Source organism: Acinetobacter sp. NigerLNRRAM0016 (assembly GCF_054112845.1).
In genome coordinates, this window is the sequence record NZ_JBSYVT010000054.1 from 1 (window position 1) to 16,085 (window position 16,085).

Genomic DNA, 16,085 nt, shown 5'->3' on the forward strand with positions numbered 1-16,085 from the left:
GAAGTGCATATTCTAAAAGCGGACATTTTTACTTTGGAGAAACCGGACATTTCTATTTTGGAGTTACAAGGGCCTTTCGTATAAGGTGTATTATGTTAATTTTAGAAAATCTTAATCCCGAATAACGTCACATTACATAATGTCAGTCAATTATTTATAGACCGCTTTGAAAAACATTTCTCCAAGTTTGGTAACCTGTATCATTCCCTTTTTAACTTCATATGGTGGGTTTCCCTTTTCAATATTTTGATATTTAAAGTCATAGAATCCCTTTTTTTGTTCAAAGTATTCAAAATGAGGAGCATATAAGCTTTCATTTGTAAGATAACGTTCAGGGAGAATTTCTAAGAGTCCAACGCCAACTAAATTACTGATATAAGCACCAATATTTTCTGGGAAAGTCAAAGATATATCTGAAATTATAACTACAGGAGTTTCTAAATCCATCCCACCATTTTTTAGATTTAAACGTGTTGTTATAAAAGGGATAACTTCTTTAGGTATTAGTGATTGTAATAACTTAGCTTCATCTGGAGATAAATTATTAATAATATTAACAAAACTAGGATGCGCTTGATTGTTTAATTCTTTAATTGAAGCTTTTGCTAAAAGTTCAATATACAAGCTTCTTAATTCTTCATTTGTTACATATCCAATCTTTTCAAGGATAGGCATTGCAACTTCAGGAGGAGCTATAGAAATCTGTTCAGGAGGAACGTCTTTCAGACGATCTCTATATGCCTCTAGATTATCTTCTAAGGCTATCTTAGCTCTCTCATTTGCCCACATAATAGGCCACATTAGTGTTACACCTAATCCTAATACAGCAGCTAAAGCAGTACCTACATTTTGTACGCCGGGTTTAGCCAAATCCCCATAAATTTCTTTTATTAGATCTGCAAATGGTTCTAAGCCAGAAGTATCAATTAAAGCCATAATTCTATATAAATGATTGTTTAAAATTAGAATAATAACTTAACATTTATAGAAAGAATTTTATATATTTAACATAATGGCTGTTATACAAAATGAAAAAAGCCGTCCTTTCGAACGACTATAAACTTTTCAGTTTTACCTAAAATAACAAAAGTTATTTTAGGTTCCGGCTTACATCGGCCAGTTTTTGATACATTCCAATATAATTGAAATCAAGTTCAGAATTGCTGTTAATAAAGCTATCATTCCCCCGTACCTCCATCGCTGTGGTACGTAATTACTAAGCAGTCCCTATACCTCTATTCCGCCCATCAAGTTATGCTATTCACTTTGCTAAAAGATGAATTTCACTACGCTACCGCCTAGGCTATCAGGGCTAACCGATAGAGGGCTATACTCCAGTCTAAACTGAAGTATTATTTAAAAGTTCTATATCCTTTCTTTCACTAGCTTTAAATAGTGAAATTTATAGGACGGATGAACTAAGCGGTAGCATCATTAATTCAAATTATAACTACCTAATTATAAACAAAATTAACAAAAAAACGAGTTTTCTTTAATTTATTATTGTATAGTGAAAGGGCTAAAAGATGAATTTCACTATTTCTTTAGTTTCTAACCTTAGCTACGTGAGAAACAAAGACATAAAAAAGCCTGAATAATTTTCAGGCTTTTTTATGTCTATTATTCCAAAAATTCAGAAGGACATTCTGTAAGAGATATAGATATCTCTCATAGGTTCTATCCTTTTGAGATTTGTGTAATGCGTATTATTTTTCTTTTACATGTTCTTTATGTTCCATAACATGCTTGCATAAATATATAATTTTGCTAATCTAAAGGTAGAGTCAGTTACGCTACCTTAGTGGTGTATGATACTTACTGGTATCGCTGGCTTTCCTAATTATTGAAGGGCTACAAATTATTTGTAGCCCTTTTTATTGGATATAAAAAATGCATTTATTATATGTAGATGAGTCTGGTACGGTATCTGACCCTAATCAGAAACATTTTGTTTTATCTGGTATTTCTATTCCTGAAAAAAAAACCTATTGGGTTGAACAGGATATGAATAAAATTGCGTCAAGATTTAATGCTAATAGTCCCTATGATATAGAATTACATGGCTCTCCTATGATGGCTGGGAATAAAGAATGGCGCCCTTTTAAAAAGCAAGAACGTATTCAAGCAATTCAAGATTGTTTACAGCTTATTGCTGATAGCCGTGGGGATATTAGAATATTTGCTTCTGTTATTTCACAAGGGGCACATGTTCAAGATGATGTTATTAACCATTCTTTTATGCAAATTGCATCAAGATTTGATATGTTTTTAAGTAGATTACATTCTAAAAATAACACTCAAAGAGGTATTGCTATCTTCGATAAATCTAGTACTGAAAAGAGCATACAACATCTTGCCAGAACATTTAGAGATACAGGACATAATTATGGACAACTCAGGAATTTTTCTGAGGTACCTGTATTTCTAGACTCAAAAGCATCTAGACTTATTCAATTAGCAGACTTAGTTGCTTATGCGATTTATAGAAAATATGAGAAATCGGATGATACATTTTTTAAAATAATTGAAAGAAGTTTTGATTTTAATAATAGGCAACAACATGGTTTATATGTTCTAAGCCAATAAGTAAAAAGAATTCACGTTATCTAGTAGGCATTTAAGACTTTCATTTAACCACTTTATGATGAGGCTGCTTGTAAATTCTATTTAACATAAAATCTCATCTACGAAATCTAGATTCAAGACATAAAAAAGCCCGACATCCTGTCGGGCCTTTTTACATTGGGTTGTGCGTTATACCGTTAGAGCTAGGCCCATTCCTTGAACAATTTTCTTATTCTTATTTTTTGGGAAACATCCAGTTCCCTTATGTCTGATCATAGGACTAAGATTTTAGTTATCCAATCCGCAAATTATCTAAATCTATGTACGCTTTGGCTTACAAAGTTGGCCTATTTTATCCCAAGAGTTGTCCGCAGAAATTGGGGATTATTTCTGAATCTGGACCATTGAGAAATCAGGAAAAAATACAAAAACGAATGTTTTCTGATCAATTTTATTGGCTAAAAGTTACAGTTTTGCTTAAAAAGAAACCGACTTGTTTCCAAGTCGGTTGAACGAGAACGTTCCAGAGGGTATGAATAACGATAAGATACTGATCTTAAAGTAATATTAAAAACGCGTTTCGTATAAGCTCTATTATGTTAAATGGAGTTGCTCCATTCAGATTTGTGAAATAAAGAGCGCAGCTGCTATAGCAGCAACTCCTAGGCCAATTTGGGTAGCCTTTTCCCAACCAGACTTATCTTTCCAACTATTATTAGAATCCGATCCTGATGTCGAATTTGTATTTTGTTGCTTAGCTAATAATGCTTGTAAATAATTAATTACATCATTTGCACCTTTAATAAAATTATTTATATCTGTGTGGAAATTTTCTTCATGAACAGCCTTGTTACGTAGAGTCGCAATCCAACGTATTTTTTTAACCATCGACAATTCTATTTTAGATTCAATTGAATCTAACTTTTCGTGCATTCCTCGACCTGTCGCCCCTAATTTAGTAAGTAACGATTCAATTTGGGTCGTGTAATCTAAAATTTTTCCTCGCATTGTATTCTCACATTGGATTGATTATAAGGTCATAGATTAATCTACAAACTCTAGAAATAAGCTAGGCACAATAAAATGACTTAGTCATAACTATTTTTAAGATTAAAATGAAGATCTATTATTTAGTATATCCAGACCAGATTATTTATTTAGATGATATCCCTGCAGCAACAATCATTCCTGTTCCAACAATGACTGAGTAGCTGCAGATATTGTGCTAAGCTTAGATTGTTAAAAAATACTCATTATTTTCCAGTTGCTTCCCAATTACTATGAGAGCATTTAGTGCATTTATAGCCTTTTTTACTAAGCCATTCGATAATTTCATTTTGGAACATCAATAGAGCTGCTCCTCCTGCAATCATTGCTATACATATAGGCATAGCAAATCCTGTTCCTGCAAAAAAGTAGGTTACCCAGGCCCAATATCCTCCAGCTGGTAAAGCTCCTCCAATAATTCGTACGAATAAACGAAGAGATGTTTCTTCTTTATGGTCACATGATTTGCATTTAATTTCCATAATTTTCCTATGAGAAATAGCTAGTTAATTAATGTTTAAGAATCCTGCTAAGCTAAAGTCGCTGGATCAAATGTACTAAGCTCAATGTTTGGAATTAGTTTTGATCTTTTAATGAATTTACTTATATCGAATTTGATTTCATCTAATGCTGATGAAATACCACTAATTAGAATTTCGGAACTGTAGTCATAGCCACAAGACGCTGATGAATTTTGGAAAAATCGTCCAAGTGGATCAATCATCAAATAAGAGTGCGTCATTTCATCATTATTTTCCGAACTAATGATATCTTTTAAATCAGAGTGTCTTTCTAAAAAATCATAAAATTCAGAGTCATTAATGGAATAATCATTGGTAATGACAGGAAGCATTTTAAAAATTTTCCATTTTGATGGTGATAGCTTCCGAATGAAATCATTAAGATCTTCATCTTTATTCAACTGATTAATAACACTATTAATTTTTATATCGATTTTAGGATTAATTGTTCGCAGCTTTTGGATATGTGAATGAATCTTATCTGTTTCGATAGGGATGTTTTTAATTGCCCTACCAATTTTGAGGTTAGACTCGGTGTGAGTCGAGTCTATACTGAAGCCAATCATCGAAAATTCATTTGCAATAATTTTAATGAGTTCATCATTTAGTAGGCTGCCGTTCGTAATCGCAGACAGTTTAAAATGATATTTTTTTGCTGCTTCTATGATGTTTAGGACTTGGTGTTTATAGAGGAAGGTTTCTCCACCAACTAAATTGAGACGTACTCCTGTAAAAGAGCATCCACTTTTGGTATTTAAAATAGATGGTAATAAAGAGATTTCTTTGATCAATTGCTGAATTTCATGTTTTGAATGCAAGAGCTCTCGTTGATCATCTTTCTGCCATTTTGCAAAGCAATAAAAGCATTGGTAGTTGCATGCTTCGGTTATATGCCAATTTATGACTAGATCCATTTAATACGCCTTATGTAATTTAATATTATGATTTTTAAAACAAATTTGGCAGTAATAATACTGCCAAATTTAAAGAAGGCTAGTCTTTAAAGAGGGAAAATAATCCACCAATGATTGCGCCAGTGATTACAACTGGTGCTACCGCGATTGTAGTAGCCCCAATTGCTGTTACACCAAGCACTCCAACTGCGGCACTTGTTGCTGCACCAGTTCCTAGCACTGTGGCAGTACCCATTCCAACAGTTCCTCCCAAAGCCATATTCGTTAGAACAGAACTTACCGCGGGTGTAGTTGTCATCGTAGTTATAGGCACCGAAGCTGCAGCCAGCATCTGATATTTTTGAAAAGCATAATAAGAAAACACGGCATTAGTTGTGTACTGCATAATTTCTTGAACTTGTTCACTACGAGATTTTCCTGTCACGCACCAACAAGCAAAGTGTTCACAATTATTGAAAAAAAGATTGTAGTCATCTTCGCCTAGGCAAGATTGTGCTCTATGAACAATCTCCTCTGGAGAATAGATATTTTGATGTGAAGGGTAGTTAACGACTTTGAAATCATCGACCCCACCTAGAAAACTTTCTAGACTGGTTTGTTCTATAGCCCCTTTTTTAAATGCTTCTGCAAATCCAGAATAATGAATAACCTGATTGTCACCAATGTAAATTCCATGATGGGTGTATATACCTCGTGAGACCTTGAGGTGGAAACCTGATTGTAAATGGTTCATAAATAGCTCTCTTTTTAAAATTAGCAACGTTTAAAACTATTCGTGTTGTATGCCGTGATTAGGCGATCAGCCTCGAATACAATTGTGATGCCACCTTTATCTAATACTTTCATAGCAATTCGGCGCTGCTCTTGAAGTTCTTCCAATTCGAGCTCAAATGGATGAGCATCAAATAGTTGTGAATTTTTTTGTTTGAGTGCATTGAGTTTTTTAATTCTCCTATCTGTTGAATCAATAAACTTCTGAGTTTGCTTTTTGTTGGCTATACATTTATCGCCCGCCAATTCCCCACAGAGTAAAGCCAGTTCGATCATTGCTTTAGTGTGTCCACGTTGATTCGTACGTTGAGAAAAGTGATTTGTCGGTGTCATGTAAATGCCCTCGCTAACTGATAATTTCACCACTTGAAATTAATGTGTATAATCACAATATGGTGTATGAGTTAAATATAAATAAACAATATTCATTTGTAAAACATTGACAAAAAGTGCTTGTTTAGAGTTAAAAATTGAATTACCATCACCATAAATGCTGTTAATTTTTATTATTTGGCTTAAATAAATTTGTTTTGTTCTAATTGGTGTTTGTTTTTGAATTAAATTGCAAGGTTGATACAGCTCTGTATTGGTTAAAGGAAATTTCATAGAAATTTTTTAAATAGATCAAAATGTAACGGAATGTAAGTTTATGAAAAAAAATATTTATAGTGTGTTTGGCTTAAATCAACGCGAATTTTTTGACCAAACTTTAAATGCTTGGAAAATGATGTGGGAGCAAGTATTGATGATCGCCATATATGCGAGACAGCAATATATGCAATCAAAGCAATCCGATGCTGATAATTTCCATCAAAGAATGAAGATGATTCATTTGCTCAAATGTGAATACCGTTCTAGAGCAAGAAGTAATCTTTCATTTGATCAAGATCTCCCTGAGATATTTCAGAAAGTTTTAGCTTTAATTGAAGATGAATGTGGTAGTACTAAAATCATTGAATTTTTATTGGATGAGGAAGTTAGTCAACTTCAAACAAGTAAAAAACGTATTTTGAGTAAAATGGAACAAGCGAAAATTGCATTTTCTCCAACACCTACTGACTCTAAACGAGATTATTCTTACTATTCTTTATATGAAATTTTGCATGATCCTATTTTTTATATATCGAAACTAATGTCTATACCTGTTCCTGATAAAGAAGTAATACATTCGACAGTTGTAAATACAGTTTATGGTTATCTTTTCCAAAATAAGTCATTTTTGCTTTCTAGAAATGAAAATCCTCTGGAGCGATTTTCTAAATCAGTTGAAGATGAAGAGTTGATTATTCTAGAAAATTTATCCTTTCTTGAAGGTAAGGAAGATATTAAAAAATTAGTAAAAGGACAGATTACTGATTTTATTGGTACGGATGTTTATAAGGTATTTAACCTTTTATCAGATCCTTTTTATAATGAAGAAAACCCACAAAACAAGCTTTTTGCCTCTGTTTTTACAATCAGGCCTGAAGTAGATGCCTTTAATATCTCTCTAGATCGTAAAGCATTAATAAATTTAATGAATTTAAATCAATTAGATGAATTAGCTTCAGTTATGAAGTCTGAAATAAAAAAAGTCGTTCTCAATAAAAATCAGAGAGCTAGAAACTTTGGTATAGAAACTAAAGTAGATCAGGCTTCTGCTCTAGAAAAAATTAGCAATTGGTATGCTACAGCACAGACGGGTTTATTCAACCGGGTAGATCAAGTGCCGAAACTGATTGCGTCAATCTTAGAGTTCGATATCCGCTATTTTAAAGGAATGTTTGACCCAGATTTTGGCTTTGATAGGTCGCTGTTAACTAAAAAACATAAAAATGTTTATAGCCCATTACAGGCCAAAGAAATTTACTTATTTGTATCAGCTTATATCCGTAATTATCTGTATTACGATGATCAAAGACCTGAAAGAAATAATTTAAATGGATGGTTAATCGAGCAGTTAGTAGACCGAGATTTCTCTGAGGTCTCATTTCATAGGAATCGAATGATGGAAGTATGGGCAACGTTTGAAGATGAAAAACAGTACCGGCAGATGCTAGATCGCTTCAAGAGAATGCCAGCTTACTTAGATCCACAACATAAGGACTATAAGGAAATAACTTATCTGATAAATAAGCAAAAAGAGCTAGGGAATGAGGAAAATGCACCTCCATACCCCTTAAACTCTTTTTTCCCATTGCCATTATGGGCAAGCAGGTTTTCTAAAAAGAATATAGTTGAGGAAGCACCTGATAAATTAAGTTAAGTTTTCCTAAAATTAACATAATACACCTTATACGAAACGTGTTATAATTTACCTTGAAATTCATATACTTATTTCAAAGTTTATAGCCCAAACATCACTGTTTGGGCTTTTTTTATGATTTTTCACGTTCCACGCCTATTCTTTGATCAATGTTTCACGACTTTGTTCATATTAGTTAAACAATCGTGGTTAATCATAGGGTCTAAAAAAACGGCTCCAAAAGCCCCTTTTCTCCGGCTCCTGTTCAACGTGCTCCGGCACTGGAATCCGCTTATTTTCCGTTTTTTCCGGAGTAGTCAATCCGTCATGTTTCGGCTCAGGTTCTGACCGAGGATCCGTTGCTATATCTTGGCTAGATTTCGGATCGGTAAACGTAGTCATATTGGTTTTTGGAGCTTCCAGTAAGCGCTGCATAGCTTCAATCTGTTCTTGATAAAACGATTCACGTTCTAGTGATTGATTTTCTCTCTGCACTGCCTGATTTAATTGTTTTTCTAGTATTTCAACTTGACGTTTTAATAAGTCAACTTCTGTTAAGTTTTGACTGTTAGTTGATTGACTTTGGTTGACAGTAGAGTTGTTTTTTTGTGGCTCTCCAAAGACCCTCAAAGCCTCTGAAAAGTCAATCAATCCATCAGATCCTTTTGATAAATTTCCTTTATTTATATGGGCATAAATAGCCTGTCTAGAGTATCCATATAGTTTTGCTAGTTCTGAAACTGACAGTTTTTTCATTATGTAAACCAGTTTTCAACTTGTGTTAAAAATTGACTATTAATTTAACAACTTCAATTAACAATGTCATTGAAATCCTACTTTTTTGAGCAAAGGAAGTAATTCCCTAAATTTCTCTGTATCTTGCAGCATATTGGCTATACGTATAGCAAACTGCTGATAGCTCTCTGTACCTTGTGAATATTTACTCATCTCAGGAAGTTCGGATAGCTTATTGGCGAATAGGTGACGTTGTTTATCTGTCATTGTTGAAAAGAGGTCTAATGTATTTGAATCTCTTTTAGATCCGACAGATTGAATGGCCGACTTTTTTTGATTAAAGCTAAATGAAAAGCCTGTAATTGATCTGCCCGTCTTATGCTGTTCAACTTTGACAGTAATATCGGTATGTTCATTGACTTGTTTTAATGCAATGTCTAAGACATATTTTTTAAAATCATACATTCGTTTGTATTCAGTATCGAGTACCCCTATTTTTTGTCTGAAGTCGTACAGGGTTATGAGAGGCGTTTTTCCGGTACTACGCCATGCAATTAATATTTCATATAAACGAACGGCATAAGCACTTGTTAAATTGCTTATTTGTTGTATTTCATACTTTGTAAATTGTTCTTCTAGTCTAGTAATTAAAGGCACAATAGCGGGAGCAAAGATAAGTCTAACAACAGCCTCATTATCAATATAAGCAACCTCACTCACCCATCTTGATTTGTGATTAATAACATTTCCTTTTTCACTAAGGCTTTGATAACTAAATTGTCTTGCGAATAGATCATCACAAGCATCTTTTAATGCTTGATAAGCCGTATTTCGATGAACACCAAATTGATTGATATAACTTTCAGCATGAACTGTTAGAGGATCATTAGCATTTATTCCTTTACCCGACTCCCTTGCTTCAAGAATCGCTAGAAGAATTAACCGTTGCTCCACTAGATCAAGGTTATAACTGGCATTAATTAAGGCATTATCTTTAACTATTAGTTCTGTTTTCATATGAAAAGATTATGTTTTTAATTTAATAAGACGAGGTTATATTATCAACTCGCTTAATGCAAGGTAAACCTCGTTTTAATGCAAGGTAAACCTCGTTTTAATGCAAGGTAAACCTCGTTTTAATGCAAGGTAAACCTCGTTTTATAATCTCTAAGAATGTTATAAATAAAGGTTTTTAGACCATCTAAAAGCATTTAAAAACTTTAAAATAATTAAAAGCCCAAGGAGTGAAAAATTGCCCTTGGTTTTCGCTACGCTCAAACTCTATTGAATCTCGCTTTCGCTCGATTCGACGGGGCAATTTTTTGGTTTATGTTTACGTGTATTTAAAAAAAGTCAAAAGCAAGATCAAAAGCAACTCGGAATTCGCTTCGCTCATAAAGCTTTTTTACTCGCTACGCTCGGTCTAGGCTCAAATATAGAATCATCGCTTTGCTCGGTTAATCTCCTTTAGCCGCACAAGGGAGCTTGTAATCAGAGAAAGAGCAGGGCGAAATTTTTATATCGCTCAGTCGCTCGTAGACACTCGCTCGGTAAATCATTGTTTAGATTAACTAAAAATTAAAATCTAAGTCATTTTGAGGCTTTGTTTTATATTCAAGTTCATCACTCTGAGTAACATTGTGTTGGAGGGATAGGTTTTTAATTTGGTCTATATCACTTTTGATATTTTCAAAATGCATTAAACAGGTTTGGTATGTGGCTCTATGCTGTTCAGAACGGGCATCTTGTGGCTCTAAAATCTTCTCGCATTGTAGATATTTCAGCATGCGCTGATCGTTTTGGATGATCTGCTCAATTTTTTCATAGTCCAATCCGTTCAGATTTGAGCTTGCTCGACTCATATAGGTTTCTAAGTTGTCTGCTTTTTTCTGTGTGTAATCAATCAATAGTAATGAGTTCTGGTTCTGGAAGGCTTGCTGTTGTTTGTCACATAGTTCTTTGTGATAGCCAACATAATCGGGGTAATAGTTGTCATTGCGCAATGAACTGAAATGAAAATCCGTGGCCGGCTCTGGCTTGAGCCGGATTTCAGCTATTGAGGTTTCTAGTTGTTCAAGTTGTTGATTGATTTGATTAATTTTTTTACCGTCTTCCCAAGCGTATTGATCTGCTCGCTTTGCATCTGCAAATCTTCGTAAAAGTTGTCGGGTACTTTCAGTTGCGAGATTTTCAAGAGTGCGTTCTCGAGGTCTGCTTGCTGTGTGTTGATATTCGATTGAATCGGGTTTAATTCGGCCTTCACTAAATCGCTGACAATGCTGTTTAAATCCAGTTGATTTAATGCTCTCGTTAATGGCGTCTGTAATTGCATCAGCACATTGTTTTGAAATGCTTGCTGTAATTGCTCCGAAAAGTTGCCCTGTTCGAGCTTTGAAAGCTCCAATTTCAGCGCTGAAATCAAGGCTTGTAGGGTTTCTATCTCTGCATTCAAGTTGCTGATTTTGTTTTGTAAGCTCTGCTCGACTTCGCTGTATTTGCTCAAGATGTTTTTTAATGAACTCACTTGTTGATTCAATGCGTTGTTTTGCTCTGTTAACAAGTTGATTTGTTGAATCAATAAGCCGTTTTGTTGACTCAATAAGTCGTTTTGCTCTTTCAAAAAAAGGTCGATTTCTGTCTGCATTGCTTATCTCCGCAATTGATTCAAGATTTTGATTTGATTTGAAATTTGTTGTGTGTTCTGTTGAATGACTTCTCGCTGTGCTTCGATGGTCTTCAGATTTGTATTGGTTTGATAGCCCAGATATAAAACGATTGAAAGAATCAGCAGTCCAAAACCGATCATCCCCCAAAAAATGTATTTGGATCTCTGTTCGCTCAATTTTTCCGTGATTAAGGTCTGGATGTCGCTCTGGATCTGCTCGCTTTGGTTTGCTAGTGCTTGTTGGACTTGGCTTTGGATACTCTGCTGCAGGCTCTCTTGATCGATCTTGATGCTTTTCAACTGGCTGTTGATGTGCTTCTGTAGTGCCTGGATTGATGTTGAAAACGAATCGATGTTGGTTTTGACGGTTTCGATGCTCGATATATCGATATTCGATAGTTGTACTTGTAATGCTTGTATTTGCTCCATGTAGCTCGTTGTGAGCGTTCTTATCGCATGGGGTGATAGATTCTCTATCTCGCTCAAAATCGAGTTTAGATGCGATTCTAGCGCTATTGACGTCTGCTGAACTTGGTGTAAAAGCGTGGTGCTGTTGATGATAGGCTTCTCGCTTTGCTCGATAAGTTGCTCGAAGTTGATCAGCGTCTGTGAGAGCTGCTGCAAGCTCGTTTGCAGTTTGCTTGCTTTCTGCTGCTGCTCTGACATGCTCTGTATAAGATTCAATTTCGAATTGTTCATGATAAAAATCGCCTTTGAGTCGATGTGTTTTGCCGTTCTTAAGTGAGATTGCTAAAAAATTTTTGCTGGGTCTTATCGAATTAATGCCGTCGAGTGCACTAATACAATCGATGAGATCGGTTCGATTCTTTACTGTCTGGGTGCTTAAAAGTGCTCGAGCATAGTTATCAAATGCTTTACAAAACTGATTTTTGGTCAATGTCTCAATGTTTTGATTGAGAAGAATTTTTTTTGCTTGTTTGTTTAGCTTTACGATGTGATTCGGTTCTTGTGTGGTTCGCATCAAAAGAAAGTCATCAGGACGTGACCACTGATATTTTGTGTTGAAGTAGTCTCGTAATGAGTCGAAATGTTTCTCATGCCCTGGCGGTGCAATATTCAGTGATTTTCCGCTTTCTAAGTCGATCCGTGGCGTTAAAACGTGGATGTGCTTGGAGCCGTCTTGATCCGTATGTAAAACGGCAAAAAGGTGGTATTGCGATTGCTCCAGTCCTGCGAATGCATGTTGTTCAAAGTCATCTAAAACTTCTTTAATCTGCTCGTCTGTTGGTGCATCTTCTTTGGACCATGTAATCACGCCACTGGTGTATTTCCATAGATGCGGGCTTGCATCACAAATTGCGTTAAAGGTGGTGGCATCACCCCTTAAAACTTCAACGCCTGCGCGTACGTTGCCTAGATGGTCTAGTTTATCGAGTACGTATGAGGATGCTTTTGCTGGACTGCCTTTGCCATGCTCGAGGAATTTAATATGCACTCTCGTCAACCTCCGCTAAATCAATAGACTTGGGTTCAGCAGTGGTCTTTTCTTCTTCGAGTTGTAAATCTTTTAATTGCTTTTGAAGCCGTTCTGGGCGTTGCCGACTGATTTTTGGTAGAGCTGGAAATATGTGTTCTAGCTCTGTTTGAATGGCTTTTAAAACTAAAAAAATGTTGAAAATATCGAGTTTGCGCTGTTCCAGAGGATCAGCGTTTTTGATGATGTTTAATGCACGTGCAATCTGATTAATGTTGTTGCCGATTTTGGCGAGTTCGAGCAATAACGCTGGGTCAGTTTTTTGATAGCGTTTGACGACTTCGACGACGGTTTTTACTTTTGTTCGAACGGGTTTTACTTTTTCCAGATGCTGTTGAACGGTGACAGCATCTTGCATGACTTCACGTTCGATCAATGAGTGAATGAAATCGGTGAAATTGGCATTTTCTTTTTCGAGCTGTTGCTGCAGTTGCTCAAGCTGTAGATCAGTAAGTCTGAATTTCTTGATTTTATCTTTTGCCATCTTGCACCTTATTAACAGGTTTTTGCTTTTGCTTTTAAGTCAACAAAGTTGACTTGCCCATCTGTGATGGGCTTGGGGTCTTAGGGGGTTCCCCTAACAAGGCCCTGTGACATAAATTTCGGAGAAATTTGTGGGCACAGGTAGGCTTGCTTATCTCAGAACTGCTTATATCAGCATTTAAAAAATAAAGTCTGTTTAAAGCGTAAAACGGATGAATTTTTAAAGAGGGTGTTATTTTTTGGAAAATTTGAGGAATAAAACGATTATTTTTGTTCTCGAAAAGGATGCTTTATTTAATTAAAAATGGGGGGAGACTAGTGATAAAACAGGCGAATTTGAAATCTGTATTTTATGAGTCAAATACAGATTTCATTATCGTTTTTTTAACATTCTGGGATAAGTTGTAGGAAGGCTTTTCTAACGTCAGAAAATTCGGCTTGTGGATGATCTTGTAAAAAATATTCGATCCAAATGAATGTTGCCTCATGGCCGTCATAGGAAGGATTTACATCCAGATAAAAAGCCAATCGTGCTGTTATACAAAGTTCAAGATCGTTAATTAATGCCAATCCAATCTTTTTTGCTTGAGAAGAAATAAGAAGCTTGGGCTGTACGAAATGGTTCATAAAAATAAGTCCTATCAAAAGAGTAAAATTGCTTGATAAGATTATTTAAACACATAAATAATGTGTTAATCACATCATTTATGTGTTTAAATGTAAATAAATGATCTGTGCTATACTTTTTCATCAAAACAATTCTGCTTTTAAAACTATGCCTTACGAAGAATTTCAAAGACTTATAGGTAAGTCTGGCCTTTCTATTAAAGAATTTGCAGCGCTTTTAGATATGAACGCAAATTCAATTACCAACTATAAAAAGAACGGTAAAGTGCCCACTACGATTGCAGTAATTGCAGTCGTAATTTCAGATATGAAGGATGATGGTCTGGACTTTTATCCAATTTTTGAGAAAGTTCGAGCTTATCGTGGTCAATAGAGTATTTGATGTGAATCCAATTAAAGATTTAATTGGGCTCTAACACATGCGGCGGCTGCATTCTTATTTTGTAAATGTGGGTCAAGCGTTTCATCAACAGACTTCTTAATTAAGTATGTTGACACTTTTATCGCTAAATTGCGTATGCAATACGGAACAAAATACCTATAAGTATTCCACCACAAATCTAATCGCTAAATTGCGTATGCAATATGGAACAAGAATACACTATCAAAATAATTCTATAAAATAAATACTTAACAGTAAAAATTAACAATAACTATCTTTTAAATTTAATAATGCATAGAGATAGGTGTTTTTCGATCTAATTTATTGACTGAAAGTGACAAACTGCCTGCCTGTTTGTTATTTCGTAGAAGATATTTTATGTTAATCAGATGATCAAAAGGCCCGTGAATAGGGCTGTTATTCCTAAGTAGAAATGTCCTACCTAATAACCAAATAGAAATGTCCTATATGGACATTTCCAAGTCAAGCACAGGATTTAGATTTCGTTCTTGAATTGCTGTTTTCTGTGCACGTCTGCTTGGCATCTTTTGAGAACGATTACGTTTGTTTTGCTGTTCCAGTTCTTCATGCTGTTGTTGGATATGATTCAGAACAGCACCCAACCGTTTATTCTCAACAATCTCTCGCTGATTCAGCTGACTTAATTTATCGAAGAGGCTGTAATTGATCTTTCGGCTATTATGCATGATGGCTACAGTACCATCCGGGTATTCAAGGAACTCAAGATACTTACCGATCAACCTTTGATTTTCTTCGGTGTTTTCCAGGAGATATACGCATTTATCATAAGTAATCGTCAGACTATTCGTGACTCTGCGGGGTTCACGCCAAGTAAAAATATCATCTAATTCTTCGGCTGTTTCAGTGATAGACCGATGTAGATTCTTAGGATTAAAAGCCATCTTGGCGAACTTCTGATTGAACTCCTCAATGAAGCAGGGTAGCCAGACATTAGCTTGCTCAATCGAACAGATGCCTTTCAGGCGCATCTCCTTGATCAGACGGTCCTGAAGGGTTCTGTTGGCCCGTTCCACACGGCCTTTGGCCTGCGGTGAATTAGCGAAGATGATATCGATATTCAGGGTGCTGAGTACACGTCCAAACTGGGTAATCTTGGTGTCTTTCTTGCTGCTTTGATTCACTCTAAAGACTGAATGTTTGTCGCTGTAAAACGCTAAAGGCTTACCGTGCTGTTCGACATATAAGCGTGTTGAAATCATATAGTCAAAGGTTGATTCTGACTCACAGAAGCGTAAATGCTGCAATTTTCCTGTAGCATCATCGATAAACACCAGCAGACAGCATTTAGCAGCGCGTCCTTCAAACCAGTCATGGTGTGAGCCATCAATTTGGATCAGTTCACCAAAGCAATCCCGGTTGTAACGAGGCTGATACGGTCGTTTCAGGCGCTTGGATCTAGGCATCCATAAGTCAGCTGCAATCATCCAAGAACGCAGGGTTTCTACTGAAAGATCGAATCCATGTACGGTGGTAAGCTTTTCATGCGCTAAAGTGGGTCCGAAACCATGCAGTTGGTCAGAAACAATATTGAGGCACTTGAGTCTGAGTTCTTCAGGAAGTTTAGAATTGCTGATTTGGCCACGACCGGCATGGGCTAATGCAGATGGACCTTGA

Annotated in this window: 15 protein-coding genes; 3 read left to right on the forward strand and 12 right to left on the reverse strand. The window is 35.7% G+C overall.

The features are described 5' to 3' along the window. Nucleotides 1-150 precede the first annotated feature (150 nt). A complete protein-coding gene (locus ACWQ4X_RS18265) occupies nucleotides 151-936 on the reverse strand; it encodes a DUF4393 domain-containing protein (protein WP_119065072.1) in 786 nt (261 codons plus the stop codon). A 954-nt stretch (nucleotides 937-1,890) separates the two neighbouring features. Here ACWQ4X_RS18265 and ACWQ4X_RS18270 point away from each other — a divergent pair. Continuing rightward, nucleotides 1,891-2,586: a DUF3800 domain-containing protein gene (locus ACWQ4X_RS18270; RefSeq protein WP_119065073.1), complete on the forward strand. Its 696-nt coding sequence runs from the start codon at nucleotides 1,891-1,893 to the stop codon at nucleotides 2,584-2,586. A 597-nt stretch (nucleotides 2,587-3,183) separates the two neighbouring features. Here the strand turns inward: ACWQ4X_RS18270 and ACWQ4X_RS18275 are convergent. The 5 genes from ACWQ4X_RS18275 to ACWQ4X_RS18295 form a co-directional block, all read right to left on the reverse strand. Then, complete coding sequence (locus ACWQ4X_RS18275; RefSeq protein WP_119065075.1) at nucleotides 3,184-3,573, reverse strand: hypothetical protein; 390 nt, start codon at nucleotides 3,571-3,573, stop codon at nucleotides 3,184-3,186. 245 nt (nucleotides 3,574-3,818) lie between these two features. After that, nucleotides 3,819-4,094: a hypothetical protein gene (locus ACWQ4X_RS18280; protein WP_213070000.1), complete on the reverse strand. Its 276-nt coding sequence runs from the start codon at nucleotides 4,092-4,094 to the stop codon at nucleotides 3,819-3,821. 47 nt (nucleotides 4,095-4,141) lie between these two features. After that, nucleotides 4,142-5,047, reverse strand: a complete 906-nt coding sequence (locus ACWQ4X_RS18285) for a viperin family antiviral radical SAM protein (protein WP_119065077.1) — start codon at nucleotides 5,045-5,047, stop codon at nucleotides 4,142-4,144. Between the two features lie 79 nt (nucleotides 5,048-5,126). Next, on the reverse strand, nucleotides 5,127-5,780 hold the full coding sequence (locus ACWQ4X_RS18290) for a lecithin retinol acyltransferase family protein (RefSeq protein ID WP_119065078.1): 654 nt from the start codon (nucleotides 5,778-5,780) through the stop codon (nucleotides 5,127-5,129). 20 nt (nucleotides 5,781-5,800) lie between these two features. Further along, the gene (locus ACWQ4X_RS18295) at nucleotides 5,801-6,151 is read right to left on the reverse strand and encodes a hypothetical protein (RefSeq protein WP_119065079.1); all 351 of its coding nucleotides are present in this window, start codon (nucleotides 6,149-6,151) and stop codon (nucleotides 5,801-5,803) included. 316 nt (nucleotides 6,152-6,467) lie between these two features. Here ACWQ4X_RS18295 and ACWQ4X_RS18300 point away from each other — a divergent pair, with 316 nt between their 5' ends. After that, on the forward strand, nucleotides 6,468-8,063 hold the full coding sequence (locus ACWQ4X_RS18300) for a hypothetical protein (protein ID WP_119065081.1): 1,596 nt from the start codon (nucleotides 6,468-6,470) through the stop codon (nucleotides 8,061-8,063). Nucleotides 8,064-8,252: 189 nt separating this feature from the next. Here the strand turns inward: ACWQ4X_RS18300 and ACWQ4X_RS18305 are convergent, their stop codons facing one another. The 5 genes from ACWQ4X_RS18305 to ACWQ4X_RS18325 all read right to left on the reverse strand — a co-directional run bounded on the left by ACWQ4X_RS18305 (nucleotide 8,253) and on the right by ACWQ4X_RS18325 (nucleotide 14,047). Further along, complete coding sequence (locus ACWQ4X_RS18305) at nucleotides 8,253-8,798, reverse strand: plasmid replication DNA-binding protein (RefSeq protein WP_119065082.1); 546 nt, start codon at nucleotides 8,796-8,798, stop codon at nucleotides 8,253-8,255. A 66-nt stretch (nucleotides 8,799-8,864) separates the two neighbouring features. Beyond that, nucleotides 8,865-9,794 carry a replication initiation protein RepM gene (gene repM / locus ACWQ4X_RS18310; RefSeq protein ID WP_005401975.1) on the reverse strand — a complete coding sequence of 310 codons (930 nt, stop codon included), beginning with the start codon at nucleotides 9,792-9,794 and terminating at the stop codon, nucleotides 8,865-8,867. Between the two features lie 554 nt (nucleotides 9,795-10,348). Next, on the reverse strand, nucleotides 10,349-12,898 hold the full coding sequence (locus tag ACWQ4X_RS18315; protein WP_228199473.1) for a relaxase/mobilization nuclease domain-containing protein: 2,550 nt from the start codon (nucleotides 12,896-12,898) through the stop codon (nucleotides 10,349-10,351). Beyond that, nucleotides 12,888-13,421 carry a plasmid mobilization relaxosome protein MobC gene (gene mobC / locus ACWQ4X_RS18320; protein ID WP_119065070.1) on the reverse strand — a complete coding sequence of 178 codons (534 nt, stop codon included), beginning with the start codon at nucleotides 13,419-13,421 and terminating at the stop codon, nucleotides 12,888-12,890. Before mobC ends, ACWQ4X_RS18315 begins: the two co-directional genes overlap by 11 nt. Before the next feature lie 383 nt (nucleotides 13,422-13,804). Then, nucleotides 13,805-14,047 (reverse strand): hypothetical protein, encoded by a 243-nt coding sequence (locus tag ACWQ4X_RS18325; RefSeq protein ID WP_119065071.1) that lies wholly within the window; start codon nucleotides 14,045-14,047, stop codon nucleotides 13,805-13,807. A gap of 148 nt (nucleotides 14,048-14,195) precedes the next feature. Here ACWQ4X_RS18325 and ACWQ4X_RS18330 point away from each other — a divergent pair, with 148 nt between their 5' ends. Then, complete coding sequence (locus ACWQ4X_RS18330) at nucleotides 14,196-14,420, forward strand: helix-turn-helix domain-containing protein (protein ID WP_005401979.1); 225 nt, start codon at nucleotides 14,196-14,198, stop codon at nucleotides 14,418-14,420. Nucleotides 14,421-14,893: 473 nt separating this feature from the next. Here the strand turns inward: ACWQ4X_RS18330 and ACWQ4X_RS18335 are convergent. After that, nucleotides 14,894-16,085, reverse strand: a 1,192-nt coding sequence (locus ACWQ4X_RS18335) for an ISNCY family transposase (protein ID WP_457904574.1), incomplete at its 5' end; no start/stop codon positions are given.

Excerpts from the sequence above, each read along its gene's own strand:
- ACWQ4X_RS18285 (WP_119065077.1), bottom strand. The coding sequence starts at position 5,047 with ATGGATCTAGTCATAAATTGGCATATAACCGAAGCATGCAACTACCAA.
- mobC (WP_119065070.1), bottom strand. The coding sequence starts at position 13,421 with ATGGCAAAAGATAAAATCAAGAAATTCAGACTTACTGATCTACAGCTT.
- ACWQ4X_RS18305 (WP_119065082.1), bottom strand. The coding sequence starts at position 8,798 with ATGAAAAAACTGTCAGTTTCAGAACTAGCAAAACTATATGGATACTCT.
- ACWQ4X_RS18270 (WP_119065073.1), top strand. The coding sequence starts at position 1,891 with ATGCATTTATTATATGTAGATGAGTCTGGTACGGTATCTGACCCTAAT.
- ACWQ4X_RS18265 (WP_119065072.1), bottom strand. The coding sequence starts at position 936 with ATGGCTTTAATTGATACTTCTGGCTTAGAACCATTTGCAGATCTAATA.
- repM (WP_005401975.1), bottom strand. The coding sequence starts at position 9,794 with ATGAAAACAGAACTAATAGTTAAAGATAATGCCTTAATTAATGCCAGT.
- ACWQ4X_RS18280 (WP_213070000.1), bottom strand. The coding sequence starts at position 4,094 with ATGGAAATTAAATGCAAATCATGTGACCATAAAGAAGAAACATCTCTT.
- ACWQ4X_RS18295 (WP_119065079.1), bottom strand. The coding sequence starts at position 6,151 with ATGACACCGACAAATCACTTTTCTCAACGTACGAATCAACGTGGACAC.
- ACWQ4X_RS18300 (WP_119065081.1), top strand. The coding sequence starts at position 6,468 with ATGAAAAAAAATATTTATAGTGTGTTTGGCTTAAATCAACGCGAATTT.
- ACWQ4X_RS18325 (WP_119065071.1), bottom strand. The coding sequence starts at position 14,047 with ATGAACCATTTCGTACAGCCCAAGCTTCTTATTTCTTCTCAAGCAAAA.
- ACWQ4X_RS18330 (WP_005401979.1), top strand. The coding sequence starts at position 14,196 with ATGCCTTACGAAGAATTTCAAAGACTTATAGGTAAGTCTGGCCTTTCT.
- ACWQ4X_RS18275 (WP_119065075.1), bottom strand. The coding sequence starts at position 3,573 with ATGCGAGGAAAAATTTTAGATTACACGACCCAAATTGAATCGTTACTT.
- ACWQ4X_RS18290 (WP_119065078.1), bottom strand. The coding sequence starts at position 5,780 with ATGAACCATTTACAATCAGGTTTCCACCTCAAGGTCTCACGAGGTATA.